The 14,917-nt window shown below is 28.5% G+C and carries 14 protein-coding genes; 1 reads left to right on the forward strand and 13 read right to left on the reverse strand.

Going from position 1 to position 14,917, the window contains the following annotated elements:
- Positions 1-18: 18 nt before the first annotated feature.
- From minC to AC4FRL_RS06665, 9 genes are all read right to left on the reverse strand, one after another.
- On the reverse strand, positions 19-654 hold the full coding sequence (gene minC, locus AC4FRL_RS06625; protein WP_491139415.1) for a septum site-determining protein MinC: 636 nt from the start codon (positions 652-654) through the stop codon (positions 19-21).
- A gap of 247 nt (positions 655-901) precedes the next feature.
- Entirely contained in the window at positions 902-3,901 is a 3,000-nt protein-coding gene (locus tag AC4FRL_RS06630; protein ID WP_491139416.1) for a penicillin-binding transpeptidase domain-containing protein, read from the reverse strand.
- An 8-nt stretch (positions 3,902-3,909) separates the two neighbouring features.
- Complete coding sequence (mreD, locus tag AC4FRL_RS06635; RefSeq protein ID WP_491139417.1) at positions 3,910-4,407, reverse strand: rod shape-determining protein MreD; 498 nt, start codon at positions 4,405-4,407, stop codon at positions 3,910-3,912.
- A 15-nt stretch (positions 4,408-4,422) separates the two neighbouring features.
- Positions 4,423-5,274: a rod shape-determining protein MreC gene (gene mreC / locus AC4FRL_RS06640; protein ID WP_491139418.1), complete on the reverse strand. Its 852-nt coding sequence runs from the start codon at positions 5,272-5,274 to the stop codon at positions 4,423-4,425.
- 3 nt (positions 5,275-5,277) lie between these two features.
- Entirely contained in the window at positions 5,278-6,306 is a 1,029-nt protein-coding gene (locus AC4FRL_RS06645; protein ID WP_491139419.1) for a rod shape-determining protein, read from the reverse strand.
- Positions 6,307-6,325: 19 nt separating this feature from the next.
- Positions 6,326-7,009, reverse strand: a complete 684-nt coding sequence (gene radC / locus AC4FRL_RS06650; RefSeq protein WP_491139420.1) for a RadC family protein — start codon at positions 7,007-7,009, stop codon at positions 6,326-6,328.
- 46 nt (positions 7,010-7,055) lie between these two features.
- Complete coding sequence (locus AC4FRL_RS06655) at positions 7,056-7,634, reverse strand: Maf-like protein (protein WP_491139421.1); 579 nt, start codon at positions 7,632-7,634, stop codon at positions 7,056-7,058.
- A gap of 224 nt (positions 7,635-7,858) precedes the next feature.
- Entirely contained in the window at positions 7,859-8,656 is a 798-nt protein-coding gene (locus tag AC4FRL_RS06660) for an SPOR domain-containing protein (protein WP_491139422.1), read from the reverse strand.
- Positions 8,657-8,868: 212 nt separating this feature from the next.
- On the reverse strand, positions 8,869-10,320 hold the full coding sequence (locus AC4FRL_RS06665; protein WP_491139423.1) for an aminoacyl-histidine dipeptidase: 1,452 nt from the start codon (positions 10,318-10,320) through the stop codon (positions 8,869-8,871).
- Positions 10,321-10,442: 122 nt separating this feature from the next.
- Here AC4FRL_RS06665 and pyk point away from each other — a divergent pair, with 122 nt between their 5' ends.
- Entirely contained in the window at positions 10,443-11,867 is a 1,425-nt protein-coding gene (pyk, locus tag AC4FRL_RS06670; RefSeq protein WP_491139424.1) for a pyruvate kinase, read from the forward strand.
- 57 nt (positions 11,868-11,924) lie between these two features.
- On the opposite strand, the gene rpsA is transcribed toward pyk, so the two are convergent.
- The 4 genes from rpsA to AC4FRL_RS06690 all read right to left on the reverse strand — a co-directional run bounded on the left by rpsA (position 11,925) and on the right by AC4FRL_RS06690 (position 14,858).
- On the reverse strand, positions 11,925-13,061 hold the full coding sequence (gene rpsA / locus AC4FRL_RS06675) for a 30S ribosomal protein S1 (RefSeq protein WP_491139425.1): 1,137 nt from the start codon (positions 13,059-13,061) through the stop codon (positions 11,925-11,927).
- 148 nt (positions 13,062-13,209) lie between these two features.
- Positions 13,210-13,413: a heavy-metal-associated domain-containing protein gene (locus tag AC4FRL_RS06680; protein ID WP_003452305.1), complete on the reverse strand. Its 204-nt coding sequence runs from the start codon at positions 13,411-13,413 to the stop codon at positions 13,210-13,212.
- Positions 13,414-13,514: 101 nt separating this feature from the next.
- Entirely contained in the window at positions 13,515-14,279 is a 765-nt protein-coding gene (gene yaaA, locus AC4FRL_RS06685) for a peroxide stress protein YaaA (protein ID WP_491139426.1), read from the reverse strand.
- Positions 14,280-14,447: 168 nt separating this feature from the next.
- Entirely contained in the window at positions 14,448-14,858 is a 411-nt protein-coding gene (locus AC4FRL_RS06690) for a CBS domain-containing protein (RefSeq protein WP_491139427.1), read from the reverse strand.
- Positions 14,859-14,917 lie beyond the last annotated feature (59 nt).

Genomic DNA, 14,917 nt, shown 5'->3' on the forward strand with positions numbered 1-14,917 from the left:
CCATTAAATTATGTAATATTAATAAGAATATTTATCCGGTAAATACGGCTCTACAATTATATTATTTCCATTTAATCTAGCCACCTCTGGATATCCTGTTTTTTCAAAATCATCCGGTGATATTGTTATTTTACCTGATATAGAAATTAACTCAGGCTCTAAAGAGTAGGCTGCTATTATAGCATTTTCATTTCCATTGTCTCCTGCAAAAACCTTTCCCTTTAAGTCTCCTAATACAACAACATTTCCATGTGCCCTAACTTCTCCTCCATTATTAACATCACCAATTATTATTAAATTACCTGCGTAATTTAAACATTGACCACTTCTTACAGTTTTTCTTACAAACTTTGTTCTTCCCTCATAAACTCCTGAAAAAACACTACTTTGCTTTTCTAATCGCTCTTCAAATATACAATCTTTTATAAGTATCTCATCAAAAAGTACATCTTTTAATTTTGATATTTGTCTTTCGTTTATATATTTTAAATCAGTAGTTACAGTTAAAGTAGCCCCTTTATAAAATTTTTTTCCTCTACTTAACTTTTCTACTAAAGAATCAAGCATTTCATCAAAATTCCCAAATTTGTCCATGTTTATTATGGCATTTATCCCTAGCTTATTTCCTTTTATAAAAATTCTATCATCACGCATAGTAAATTACTATCCTCCAAGTATCCAACCCCTTTTATTCTTAAGGTAAATTATACATTAAATCAATTCTCACTTTATATTATATAAATTATTTGTAATTTATAAAAGAACTTTATGAAATAAAGTAGTAAATTTTTGAAAAAATAAATCTCATTTTAAAAGATTAATTATAAAAATTGAAATCTTTTAACTAAAATTATAATAACAATCTAAAAACCCACAGAAAATACTTCTGTAGGTTTTTTTATTACTGAGCTTTATTTTCTTCTACTTTAGCTTCATCTTTTGTTTTATCTTTTGCATCATTATTTTCTTTAGCTTTATTATCTAAATTGTTATTATTTATATTTGAATCCTGCACAGCCTGTAATGGTGGATTTAATGAATAATCATAAGTATTTCCATCAATATCTACTGGTCTATAATCTGGATAGTCTTTCTTTAATTCATCTCTAAAGTAAGTTTCATAAACAGCCTTAGCAATATATGAACCATAGTATCCATGACCACCATCATAAAGTACAGTAGCTACTGCTACTTTAGGATTATCTAAAGGAGCAAAGGAAATATATACACCATAGTCATTTCTTCCATAATCTGACTGGTCATTTCTAAAGGTAGCTGTACCTGTTTTACCACCAGTTACAATAGGAAATCTTGACATTATAGAACTTGCAGAACCTCCATCTTCTCTGTTAACTCTTCTCATACCTTCCTTAACAGCATCTAATGTAGCTTTTGACATATCTACTTTATTTAAAACCTCTGGTTTAAATTCCTCAACTAAGTTTCCTTGTGCATCTGTTATCTTGTCAACTAAATGAACCTTATATCTAGTTCCTCCATTAGCTAAAGTTGCTACATAACTTGCAAGTTGAACAGGAGTAAAGTTACTTGTACTTTGTCCTATAGCTGAGTCTGTAAGGTTTCTTGGTGAAACTATTTGATATGCAATATCTCCAACTACCCAAGCAACTATCTTTTGAGTTGTTAAATTTATTGCTTTATCTGCTTTTTCTTCCTCATCCTTAGCTTTTATTCCATTAAAGTTTTTAACACTTTCTCTATAAGCAGGGTCTACATTATATAAAGTTTTAAGGTCTTTCTTTAAAGCTTCACTTAAAGCTTTTTCATCTATTGTATTTCCATCACCAAGTTTATTTAATGAATTTTCAACATCCTTCTTTATAGCTTCTTTAGCTACTGATAACTCCTTAGAATCTCTGTCGCTAACTCCTATGCTTATAGGTGGAAACTCTGGTGAAGGTGAATTAACAAAAGTACCTTTTTCAAGGGAATCTACTAATGTAAATCTCATAAGAGCTATTGTTTGATTTTTAAAAGATTCAAAATTATAAACTTGACCGAAGTTTTCTGATATTTCAATACCTGTAGAAGCTTTTTGATCTGAATTTGGATTAACTCCTAATCCAAATTGCCAAGCATATTTTGCAATAGAATCTAAAGCTTCTGTACTACTCTTTTTATATCTTCCATCTCCGTAAGGGTCTCCTCCATTTTTATAATACATTTTTACTGCAGCATCAAAATAATATGAATTTGATGAGTGTTGAAGTGCAGTATATAAATCTGGAGTACCTCTATAGTTAGTATCTCTTGGCCAGTTTGCTGGATTTTTACCAAAAATCTCTGGATATGATTGACCAAAGTTTTGACCATTTGCATATACTGTAGAACTTGGAGTTATAACACCATATTCTAATGCAGCTACGCTTGTTAGAGGTTTAAAAGTTGAACCTGGTGGAACCATACCTAAAGTAGCATAATTATAAAACCTCTTTGGATAAAGGTCATATAAATCTTCTCTTAACCCTGTTTTTTCATTTTTAGGGAAAAGGTCATCTACTGTCTTATTTAAAGCATTCTTAGCTATAAAATCTTTTGCAAAGGCTTCATAATCTGGTTGGAAATATTCCTTTGCAACCTTAGGGTCTAGCTCTCCTTTTGAAAACTCATTAGGATTAAATCCTGGATAACTAACTAAAGCTAATACTTTTCCTGTATTTACTTCTATAGCAACAGCAGCTCCTCTTGTTGCATTTCTTGTATTTACAGAATCATAATTTCTATTTTGTAGATGCTCTAAAACACTCTTCATAGAAGTTTCAGCTGAATATTGAATATCCTTGTCTACAGTTAAATGAACATTATTTCCAGGATAAGATTCTAAGTCATAAAGTTCTTCTTTCTTTCTTCCTGAAGAATTTACCTTAACTGTAGTACCACCTTTAACTCCCTTTAATTCATTTTCAAAAGCCGCTTCTATTCCAGCTTTTCCTATAAGGTCTGTAGAAGCATCATATCCTCTTGCTTCATATTTAGATTTTTGGTCTCCATTTATAGAAGCTACATATCCTATGAAGGAAGAACCTAACTCATTATATGGATAATATCTCATAGGCTCAATACTTACATCAATTCCTGGTAAGTCATTAAGTCTTTGATAGAATATAAAGGCTGTTTCTTTATTTATATCCTTAGCTATAGTAACAGGCTTATATCCTGAGAAACTTTGCATTTTTATTGCATTTTTAACAAGCATATATCCTCTTATTTCTTGTAAAGAATATTTCTTTAATAATATGTTTGCAATCTCCTTAGAATCCATCTTTTTAAATTGATCCTTTTCTTCCTTAGTTGGATTTAAAACATCATATAATTGATACTCTTTTACTAAGAAATCAAAAGCTTCCTTTGGAGTAACCTTTAAAAGCTCGCTATCTATTTGGTCTTCCTCTTCTGCAGTTAAATCTCCCTCTTTATTCTTAAAGAGAATATTTTTAACCTTATCTCCCATACCAATATCTTTTAAGAATCTTAATTTTTCAGCATCTCCTGAAACATCAAAATAAAGTTCTCCCTTATCATTTATTCTAAGTTTAAAGTTATCTAATATACTTTGATTATTCTCTTTTAAAAGAGAATAAACTTTATCTATTGTAGTATAAAAGTTTTTATTTGATTCTTCTGTTTCAGTAAATGTTAAGGTGTATGTTTGTCTATTCGTAGCTAAAATATCCCCATTTGAATCATAAATTTTTCCTCTTGGAGCCTGTTCTGATAGAAATCTCATAGACCTAGTATCTGCTCTTTGCTTATATTCATCATAATTAAACACTTGAAGGTAAACAAGCCTTACAACTATGGCAACAAATACTATTATCATTATTCCTATGAGAATTTTATATCTATCTATAGGCGTTTTTCCATTTATCGAACTTCTCATTTAACCACCTATTTTTCACTTATTTTCCATTCTCTTTTCATAATATCTTTATTGCATAACTTATAAACCCAGTTATACATAAAGAAGCCTATAAACACATTATATAAAACCATAATCCAGAAATTTAATAAATTAACCTTTATATCTATTAAATTTAATATAAATGCTACTATAAAAAACTTTACAGCAGTTAAAGCACCTACAGATAAAACTGGTATTGTTTTTTTGTGCTTAAAGACACTTTCTCCAATGTAAGCTGATATTAAACACACTAGCATATTTACTAGCATATTTACCCCAAAGACATTTACAAAATAAATATCTTGAAGAAATCCTGATAATACACCTATAAATACCGCTTCCCAATATCCACTCATAAGAGAATATAGTATAGCAAAGGTGAATAACAAACTAGGATAAACACCTTTTATAGAGAAGAAGGGCACAAGAGTATTATCTAAAATAAATAATAAAAGACATATTAATATAAGTATTAATCTTTTCAAATTAATCCCTCTTTTCTAATACTTAACTACACCATCTCTTTCTGATGGAGGTACAACTACAAATAACTCCTGTAAATTGTTAAAATCAACATAAGTTTTTAATATAGCAGTCTTCATAACTTTAACATCATCTGATTGAACTGATGTAACTTCACCTATTCTTATTCCCTTTGGATAATATCCACCAAGTCCAGAAGTTACTACAGTTTCTCCTTCTTTTATGGTAGAATTCATAGGTAAATTAGTAATTTCAGCTTGCATTTCATTTCCATTTCTGTATCCTTTAACGATTCCATCTCCAGAATTACTATCTCCTTCAATAGTAGCTGCAACTGCTACGTTTTCATTTAATAAGGTCTGTATTTTAGCCCAATTTGAATGAACCTCTGTTACAACTCCAACTAATCCCTCTGGAGCAATTACTATGTAATCTTTTTTAATACCTTCATTTGACCCTTTATCAATAGTATAGCCTTCTACAAAACTATTACCACTTTTTCCTATTATATTAGTTCCAATATATTTATATTGGTTGTTTTCTTTAGAAAAATCTACTATTCCTTTTAAAACCTCATTTTGACGCTTTAACTCATTATATTCAACTAATTGATTTTCTAACTCTAAATTTTTCTTTTTTAATTGATCATTTTCACTTTTAACATCTGAAAAATTATAAAAGAAATCAAAAACATCATGAACTTTATCACTTATAGTGTATACAACCTTTTGTACTGGATTTAATACAGTACCAACTCCACCCGAAACTGGATTTTTAGAATCACTCTTAACAGTAAATATAATTATTCCTAAAAAGGCAACTGACAGTACTATAACAGTTACTGCCAGTTTATTCTTGAAGAATTTCATATTCTATCCTCTTTGCTGTTTAACTATTAAATCAAACTTATCTAAGGCTTTTCCTGTACCTAAGGCAACACAGTCAAGAGGTGATTCTGCTATATGAACAGGCATTCCTGTTTCTTTATATATAAGTTGATCTAATCCTTTTAGGAATGCTCCTCCACCTGCAAGCATTATTCCTTTATCCATAATATCTGCTGCTAATTCTGGTGGTGTTTTTTCTAGAGTAGTTTTTATTGATTCTATTATTGATGAAACTGGCTCTTTTAAAGCGTTTCTTATTTGTCCTGCATCAACAACAACAACCTTAGGAAGTCCTGTTATTAAATCTCTTCCTTTTATGTCCATTGTTTGTTCTTCTTCATTCTCGTCAACTTTATAAGCTGATCCAATTTCCATTTTTATTTGTTCTGCTGTTCTTTCACCAATCATTAAGTTAAATTCTCTTTTAATGTAGTTTATAATTGATTGGTCTAACTCATCCCCTGCAACTCTTAAGGACTTACTAGTAACTATTCCACCTAAAGAAATAATAGCAACTTCAGTAGTACCACCACCAATGTCAACTATCATGCTTCCTGTAGGCTCATCAACAGGAAGTCCAGCTCCGATTGCAGCTGCCATTGGCTCTTCCATTAATATTACATCTCTTGCACCTGCTTGTTTAGTAGCTTCTTCTATAGCTCTTCTTTCAACTTCAGTTACTCCAGATGGGAAGCATACTATTATTCTTGGACTTGTAAATGCACTCTTATTTGTTATTTTCTCTATGAATCTTTTAAGCATTGTTTGAGTAACATCAAAATCAGCTATAACTCCATCTTTTAATGGTCTTATAGCTACTATGTTTCCTGGTGTTCTACCTATCATTTGCTTGGCCTCTGTACCAACAGCTAAGGATTTTTTTGTTAAGTTGTTTATGGCAACAACTGAAGGTTCTCTTAATACAATTCCCTTCCCTTTAACGAACACTAGGGTATTTGCAGTTCCTAAATCGATACCCATGTCTTTTGTCATTCCAAAATTAAATAAACCCATTTTTAATCCCCTTTCCTAATCACAATATGTCTTTTTCTTTAAGACTTATGAATCTGTTATCTCCTATTATTAAATGATCTAAAAGCTCAATACCCATCATTTTTCCACATTCTTTTAGTCTTGTTGTTATGTTTATATCATCTCTACTAGGTGTTGGGTCTCCCGAAGGATGATTATGACATATAATTATAGATGCTGCACTATCTTTAACAGCCTCTTTAAATATCTCTCTTGGATGAACTAAAGAAGAATTTAATCCACCTTTAAAGATTTCCTTTTTAGAAATCACTTTATTTTTACTATCTAGAGTTATTAAAACTAAGACCTCCTGTTTTAGCATTCTAAGTTCATCTAAAACAATATCCGCTACATCTGAAGGTTTTATAATTTTAAAATCTCTAATTTGAGATAGTTTAAATCTTTTATAAAGCTCACAAATAGCCAATATTTGAGTTGCTTTAGCTTCTTTAACACCCTTTACTTTCATAAGTTCCTTTGCAGAAACTGTAAAAAGCCCATTTAATCCACCAACACTATGTATTATTCTATAAGACAATTCAACTGCATTTAAATCCTTATTTCCAGTTCTAAGAATTATAGCTAAAAGTTCTTCATTAGATAAAAATTGCGCTCCATATGTAAGCAATTTTTCTCTTGGTCTTTCATTAGATGGAATTTCATTTATTTTTATAGTTTTAGACATGTTATAACTCCTTATTTAGAAATTAAAATGCCCATTGAAAGTAATTTTAAAGTATTGTTATGTCATGCTTTTTTAAGACTTTGTATAATTTGTTCAAGGGCAATCCCATTACATTGTAATAACATCCATTTATACACTCTACAAAAGCACCGCCTAATCCCTGAATTCCATATGCACCTGCTTTATCCATAGGTTCACCAGAATTTATATAGTTATCTATTTCTTTAGGGCTTAATTTAGAAAACTTTACTTCTGTACAGCCAAAATCTGTTACAACCTCATTTTTATAAGTATCTATCACGCAAAAACCTGAATATACCTTATGAGTATTACCACTTAATGAAGATAACATACTAAACGCATCATCATAATTTTTAGGTTTTTCTAAAACCTCTCCATCTTTATAAACAACTGTATCTGCTGCAATAACTATAGAAGGTTCATCAATTCTTCTTAAAACCTCCATAGCCTTTTCTTTAGATAAATCTTTAACATACTTTTCAATATCACCATTAAATTCTATTGTATTCTCATCAAAATGTGATTCAATTACAGAAAATTTATTAACTATTTTTTCAAGAATTTCAATTCTTCTTGGAGATTTAGATGCTAAAATAACCTTCATTTTTCCCACCTTACCTTATATATAAAAAACTTTTAAACAATCTTATTTTTTCTTAAATAAGGTCTTGTATTCTTTATCTTATATAGTTTATCATTTATTATTTTTATAAACAAGTATAAATCTCTATCTACAATAAATTATAAAGAAAAAATGAAAGAGTTTTTACTCTTTCATTTTAATTATAATTTAAAAATATGTTACTATAAATTAAAAATAAATTACAATTATTTTTTTACTTTAAATTTATTTAAAGTATTAAATACTATTTGATAGCTTTCTTCTATATTTTCTTTAGTTATTTCTTCAGGAAGATTATTTATTGCTTCTTTTAATTCTTTAAATATATTAAAATACTCAGAATCTTTATATTCTTTTAATTCATTTACCCACTTTTTAAAATCTTCTGTTTTTACGCCTTTTACATTTTCTTCTTTTAATTTATTTATTATGTTTACATATCCATTTATAATCTCTATAATTTCATTACTACAAGTATCTTTTTTAGGTATCATAAATCTAGCCTTTGTATTGCTTATTTCTTTTTTGTTTAATTCTTCTGATAATTTTTTAGCTTCTTCTTCACTTCCAATATGAACTATTACTCTATAATTTTCATCTTCTTTTAAAGAAACAGCAATATAATCCTCTTTTAATGTTTCTTTAATTTTATCAGCATTTTCCTTACTTGAATAAAAACCACATTGAAGCATTACATATTCTTGTCCCTCTGTATTTTCTTTAGCTTTAACCTCTTCTTTTATTTCAGAAGAAGTTTTATTTTCATCTAAAATCTGCTCATCATTTTTTTCTAAATCATTTTTTGTTTCTTCTATAGTAGCCTCTTCTTCAGTTGAAACTTGTTTTCCCTCTGGCCATATGAATTTAGACATTATGGTTGAAATAAATAATGCTATAACAATAACGCCAATGAAGAGAAAGATAAAATTTTTTCCATCATTGTTGTTTTTTTTATGACCTCCTCCTCTTTTTTTATTCTTCACATCAATTCTAGTGTACTTCACCCTTTCCCCCAACCTTTCATTAAGATAAATATTTTACAAAATATGTAAACATCTCACTATTATTTATTTTACATAAAATGTAAATTTCCTTTTTTAAAACTTTGCTTTCCTAAGATTTTACATTTTAATAATAAATAAATTTATATAAAAAAATAAAAACTACAAAACTTAAATAAGTTTTGTAGTTTATTTATCTTAATTAACTAGGCTAATTATTTTATGCTTTTTAATATTTGAAGTAAGAAATCCCAAACATTTTTTACTGAAGATATGCTAACATGTTCATTTGGTGTATGAACATCATACATATTAGGTCCAAAAGAAATCATATCTAACCCTTTTATTTTTTGTCCTAATAATCCACACTCTAATCCAGCATGTATAGCAACTATCTCCGGCTCTTTTCCAGTCATATCTTTATATACATTAATACAAAGTTCTCTTAATTCTGAATTAGGATTATATTGCCATGCTGGGTAAGGTGCTTTTATTTCAAATTTAGCCCCTAAAATATTAGCAATATCAGCTATTTCATCTAAAAGTTTAGTTTTTAAAGATTCAACAGAACTTCTTGTTGAACTTGCAAAAATTATATTATTTTCTTCTGTACTTACAACTCCTAAATTTGTTGAACTTTGAACTAATCCTTTCATTTCCATGCTGTAAGTATCAACTCCATCTGGAATTAAGTTAATTATCTTTATAGCTTTAAATGTAGTATCTTTAGAAAATACTTTATGATTTTCCTCTTTCTTAACTAAGGATACACTAACTCCAGCATCATTTGCATGGTATTCATTTTTTAATATAGCATCCCACTCTTTTACTAATTCTTCTAATTTATTAACCTCATCTTTCTTAATAGCTAATAAAGAATCACATTCTCTAGGGATAGCGTTAACCTTTGAACCACCATCTATTGATATTAATCTTATATCACATTTAGAATTTATATCATTTAATATTCTTCCCATTAACTTATTGGAATTTCCTCTTTGTTTGTCTATTTCCATTCCAGAGTGACCACCTTTTAGTCCTCTTATCATAATTTCATAAACTTCAAAGTTATCCTTCATTTCCTCAAAAGTTATAGGTAAAGTAACATCACTTCTAGCTCCACCAGCACAACTTACTAAAAGTTTCCCTTCCTCTTCTGAATCTATATTTAAAAGATATTTTCCTTTTAATAATGAACCATCTAAAGCTATTGCTCCACCCATTCCAACTTCTTCATCAGTTGTAACTAAAAATTCAATAGCTGGATGTTCTATATTGTTTGAAGCTAAAACAGCCATTCCATAAGCAACAGCTATTCCATTATCTGCACCTAAAGTAGTACCTGTAGCATAGATATAATCTCCATCTACTCTAAGTTTAATTGGATCTTTTTCAAAATCATGTACAGTATCTTTATTCTTTTCACATACCATATCCATATGGCCTTGTATTATTACTCCTGGTGCATTTTCATATCCTGGAGTTGCTGGTTTTCTTATTATTATATTTAAAGATTCGTCTTGTATTGTTTCTAATCCTAAGCTTTTTCCGAAGTTAACTAAAAAATCACTTATTCCTTTTTCATTACCTGAACCTCTTGGTATTTGTGAGATTTGTTCAAAATAATTAAAAACGATTTGTGGCTCTAAGCCTTTTAATACATCCATTTTTTAACCATCCTTTCAAATTATTATGGTAAAATATAATTAATTTAATAATATATTCTATTATATCAAACTTTTAAAGCAATCGCTAAACTATTTTAGTTTTAAAAAATGAGGTGGTTTTTATGCAAAAAACAAAAATGATATTCACAATTGGACCTGCAAGCGATTCTGAAGAAATTTTAAGAAAATTTATAAGAATTGGAATGAATGCAGCTAGATTAAACTTTTCACATGGAGATCATGAAAGTCATAAACAAAAGATTGAACTTATAAAAAAACTTAGAAAAGAAGAAAAATCTGCCACAGCTATCTTATTAGATATAAAAGGACCTAAAATAAGAACTCATAATTTTAAAAATGGAGAAGCTTTATTAGAAAATGGACAAAAATTTATTTTTTCCTGTGGTGATGAAATTTTAGGAGATAACACTAAATGCTCTATTTCATACAAGGAATTATATGAAGACATACTACCTGGTGGTTCTATACTTGTTGATGATGGACTTTTAGAATTTCAGGTAAAAGAAGTTCTTGGAACTGATATAATATGTGAAGTTATTGAAGGTGGAATTATAAAAAATCACAAAGGAGTAAATGTGCCTAATGTAAAAATCAAACTTCCTGCTGTAACTAAAAAAGATAAGGAAGATTTAATTTTTGGTTGCAAAATGGGAGTTGACTTTGTTGCAGCCTCCTTTATAAGAAAACCTGAAGATGTATTAGAAGTTAGAAAAATTCTAGATTCTAATGGTGGAGAAGATATAAAAATAATATCAAAAATAGAAAGTCAAGAAGGCGTAGATAACATAAAAGAAATTATTGAAGTTACTGATGGAGTAATGGTAGCTAGAGGAGATATGGGTGTAGAAATACCTATAGAAAATGTTCCTATAATTCAAAAAAATATAATAAAAAAATGTAATCAAGCTGGAAAAATAGTTATAACAGCTACTCAAATGCTAGATTCTATGATTAGAAATCCAAGACCTACAAGGGCTGAAGCTTCTGATGTTTGCAACGCTATCTTTGATGGAACAGATGCAATTATGTTAAGTGGAGAAAGTGCCTCTGGTAACTTCCCTTTAGAAGCTGCAATGACTATGTCTAGAATAGCTAAAAAAGCAGAAGCTAATTTAGATTATAATTATCTTCTAAGAAGATTGAAGGACCCAAATCCAAATCCTGATGCCTTTGCAGATGCTATAAGCTATTCTGCTTCAAAAACAGCAAGTAAGTTTCCAACTAAAGCTATTGTTGCTGCAACACAAACTGGTTCAACAGCTAAAATATTATCTAAATATAAACCAAGTTGCCCTATAATAGCTATAACTCCTTATGAAAAAGTTAGGAGAAGTCTTGCTTTAAACTTTGGAATAATTTCTAAAAAATGTGCTTATTTTAATAGTACTGATGAAATTATAGATGAAGCTAGAAAAGTTGCTAAGGAATTAAATATAGCTGAAACTGGAGATAATATAATGGTAGCTGCTGGTTTCCCAACTTCAATAACTGGCGGAACAAATATGCTAAAAATTGAAAAAATATAATTTAAGATAAAAATAAAACTTACAAACATACTTAGTATGCTTGTAAGTTTTTTTAAATTATAAATTTAAACCCTTAAACAAATCAGCTAAAGAATACCCTTCCTCTTCATCATTATATTTTTTATATTCATCTGAACTTTCCACAGCATCCTTTATACTTAAACTCATTTTTTTATTTTCATCATCTATGTTTAAGATTTTAACTTTAACTTCTTGTCCTAACTTTAATATATCTGATGGCTTAGCTATATTCTCATCTGTAATTTCTGAAATATGAACTAACCCTTCTATTCCAGGTAAAACTTCAACAAAAGCACCAACCTTTATAAAATTAGTTACCTTTCCTGAAATTACATCTCCAACCTTTAACTCATCTAAAGTTTCCCAAGGATTTTTAATAACATCCTTTAATGAAAGGGCTATTCTTTCTTTATCCATATCAACTTCTGATACAAATACCTCTACCTCATCACCAACTGATACAATTTCTTCTGGCTTATTAACTCTTGACCAGGACATATCACTTAAATGAACTAATCCTTCTACTCCACCAATATCAACGAAAGCACCAAACTTAGCTAGTTTAGTAACCTTTCCTTTTCTTTTTTCTCCCTCTTTAATAGAAGCCCAAAGTTCTTTCTTTTCTTTTTGTCTAATTTCTTCTTCTATTATTCTTCTTGAAACAACAACTTTTTTATTATGTTTATTAAACTCTATAACCTTAACTTCTAAAGTTTTTCCAACTAATTCTTCTAAATTTTCTATTTTTCTTCCTGCACATTGAGAAGCTGGCATAAATACTCTAACACCTTTAAAATCTCCTACTATTCCACCTTTAACAACTTCCTTTAGTGTTACTCTTATAGGAGTTTCCTTTTCAAAAGCCTCTTTTAAATCGTCCCAAACCTTTATTTCATCTGCTCTTTTTTTAGATAAAAGAACATTTCCTTCTCCATCATCACCACTTAAAATCATTACATATATGTAATCATCTACACTTATTGAATTTATATCAAAGTTTTTATCATTTGAAATTTCATTTTTTGGAATAATACCATCTGCAAAATGTCCAATATTTACTATTATCTCATCATTTTTTACACTTATAACTTTTCCTTTAACTATTTCTCCTTTATGAAAATGCTTTAATTCAAAGCTATCCATTAATTCTGACATTGTAATATCTTCACTCATTTTTACATCTCCTTCATTTAAGGCTTACTTTATAAAATATTTTACATAACTCTATGTTATAAAACAAGTCTATGTAAAATTTATTAGATATTTATATAAAATAAAAAAATTACCTAATAACTAAATTGCTACTAGGTAATTAAAAAATTTAATCTTCAATTGAAACTAATTCATAACCAACTTCTTCTAAAGCATCCCTTAAAGTATCTTCATCAACTTCAGTATCAACAACAGCTCTACCAACCTCTACTTCTAATACATCTACTCCATCAACATCTAATAAAGCTGCCTCAACATGTCTAACACAATTTGAACATGACATTCCATCAATCTCTAAAATAAGTTTGCTCATAAAAAAATCTCTCCTTAAAATTTTAATTTCTTTATATTAATTTTATATAATAATCTATAAATATTATTACTATATCATGATTTAATATTTATGATTTTTAGCTAATCTCTAGTAAATACCCATGTATCACCTTCAGAAAGCCCCTCATTAAACTCATATCCATCTAAATCAAAATTTTTTAAATCTTCGGATTTAGTAATCCTATTTTTAGTTATGTATCTTACCATTTCTCCTCTTGCTTTTTTAGCATATACAGTAATTATCTTGTAATCAAAGCCTTTTCTATCTTTAAATACTGGAGTTATAACTCTAACATTTTTTTCAATACCTTTTACAGATTTATAATATTCATTTGATGCTAAATTTATAATTACCTTTTCATTATGTCCTTCTAAATCTTTTAATATTGAATTTTTTATTTTATCTCCCCAAAAGTCATAAAGATTTTTAAAACCATTAATTGATATTTTGGTTCCCATTTCTAATCTATAAGCCTTTGTTCCATCTAACGGTCTTAAAGAACCATAAAGCCCAGATAATATTCTTAAAGAAGAATTACAAAACTCTAAATCTTCTTTTGTAAAATCATCTGCATCTAATCCCTTATATGCCTCCCCCTTAAAAGATAATAAAAAGGGTTTTTCATCACCATAATAAATTGTATTCCAATCCTGAATTTTCATGAATGTTTTAACGCCTAAATCATCACTTATTTTCATTAAAGGACATAAGTCTTGAATTTCTAGCTTTTTTAAATCATTCATAATAACTTTAGCTTCATCTATAAAAATAGGTTTGCTTGTCTTTATATCTAAACTAGCTTTTGTTAAATCTAAAGTTTTTGCAGGTGATAATAAAGCTATCACAAAATTCCCCCACTTTCTAAATTCACATTCTAAATTTATTAAAGATATTATATAATAAATTTATTTTATTTAAAACTACTAAAAAGATTTAATTATTTAAATATAATTAATAATAATACTTTAAGAAAATTCAATCAATACTAAAGAAAAAAAATTAAGGCTTTTGCCTTAATTTTTGTTATATAGACTATTGTAACAGTGATTTATTATATCACTTCTTTTTATTATTCCTATAAATATTCCATTATCATCAACAACAGGTACAAAGTTTTGAGATATTGCTAATGATATTAAACTTTCCATATTCTCATTAATACAAACACTTTTATGTCTAACCTTCCTTGGAATATCTTTTACACTAACTAAATTAGTGTTTTTAAAATTTAGCTCTGGATTTCTTTTTAAAGTCCAAAGCAAGTCCCCTTCTGTTAAAGTACCTACATACTTTCCTGTTTTATCTATAAGTGGAATAGCTGTATACCCGTGATGCTCCATTCTCTCCATAACTTGTCTCATTGTTGCATCTGTATATTCATATGCTACTTCACTTTTTGGTGTTAAAAAAAAAGCAATATTCATAATATATCAGTTCCCCTAATTTTTTTATAATAATAGTTATACATATATTCTATCATATA

This window comes from Clostridium sp. TJA032, from assembly GCF_058310275.1.

What these genes read in the sequence shown, in the direction of transcription:
- minC (WP_491139415.1), bottom strand. Translation starts at nt 654, where the DNA reads ATGCGTGATGATAGAATTTTTATAAAAGGAAATAAGCTAGGGATAAAT.
- AC4FRL_RS06630 (WP_491139416.1), bottom strand. Translation starts at nt 3,901, where the DNA reads ATGAGAAGTTCGATAAATGGAAAAACGCCTATAGATAGATATAAAATT.
- mreC (WP_491139418.1), bottom strand. Translation starts at nt 5,274, where the DNA reads ATGAAATTCTTCAAGAATAAACTGGCAGTAACTGTTATAGTACTGTCA.
- AC4FRL_RS06645 (WP_491139419.1), bottom strand. Translation starts at nt 6,306, where the DNA reads ATGGGTTTATTTAATTTTGGAATGACAAAAGACATGGGTATCGATTTA.
- radC (WP_491139420.1), bottom strand. Translation starts at nt 7,009, where the DNA reads ATGTCTAAAACTATAAAAATAAATGAAATTCCATCTAATGAAAGACCA.
- AC4FRL_RS06655 (WP_491139421.1), bottom strand. Translation starts at nt 7,634, where the DNA reads ATGAAGGTTATTTTAGCATCTAAATCTCCAAGAAGAATTGAAATTCTT.
- AC4FRL_RS06665 (WP_491139423.1), bottom strand. Translation starts at nt 10,320, where the DNA reads ATGGATGTATTAAAAGGCTTAGAGCCACAAATCGTTTTTAATTATTTT.
- pyk (WP_491139424.1), top strand. Translation starts at nt 10,443, where the DNA reads ATGCAAAAAACAAAAATGATATTCACAATTGGACCTGCAAGCGATTCT.
- rpsA (WP_491139425.1), bottom strand. Translation starts at nt 13,061, where the DNA reads ATGAGTGAAGATATTACAATGTCAGAATTAATGGATAGCTTTGAATTA.
- AC4FRL_RS06680 (WP_003452305.1), bottom strand. Translation starts at nt 13,413, where the DNA reads ATGAGCAAACTTATTTTAGAGATTGATGGAATGTCATGTTCAAATTGT.
- AC4FRL_RS06690 (WP_491139427.1), bottom strand. Translation starts at nt 14,858, where the DNA reads ATGAATATTGCTTTTTTTTTAACACCAAAAAGTGAAGTAGCATATGAA.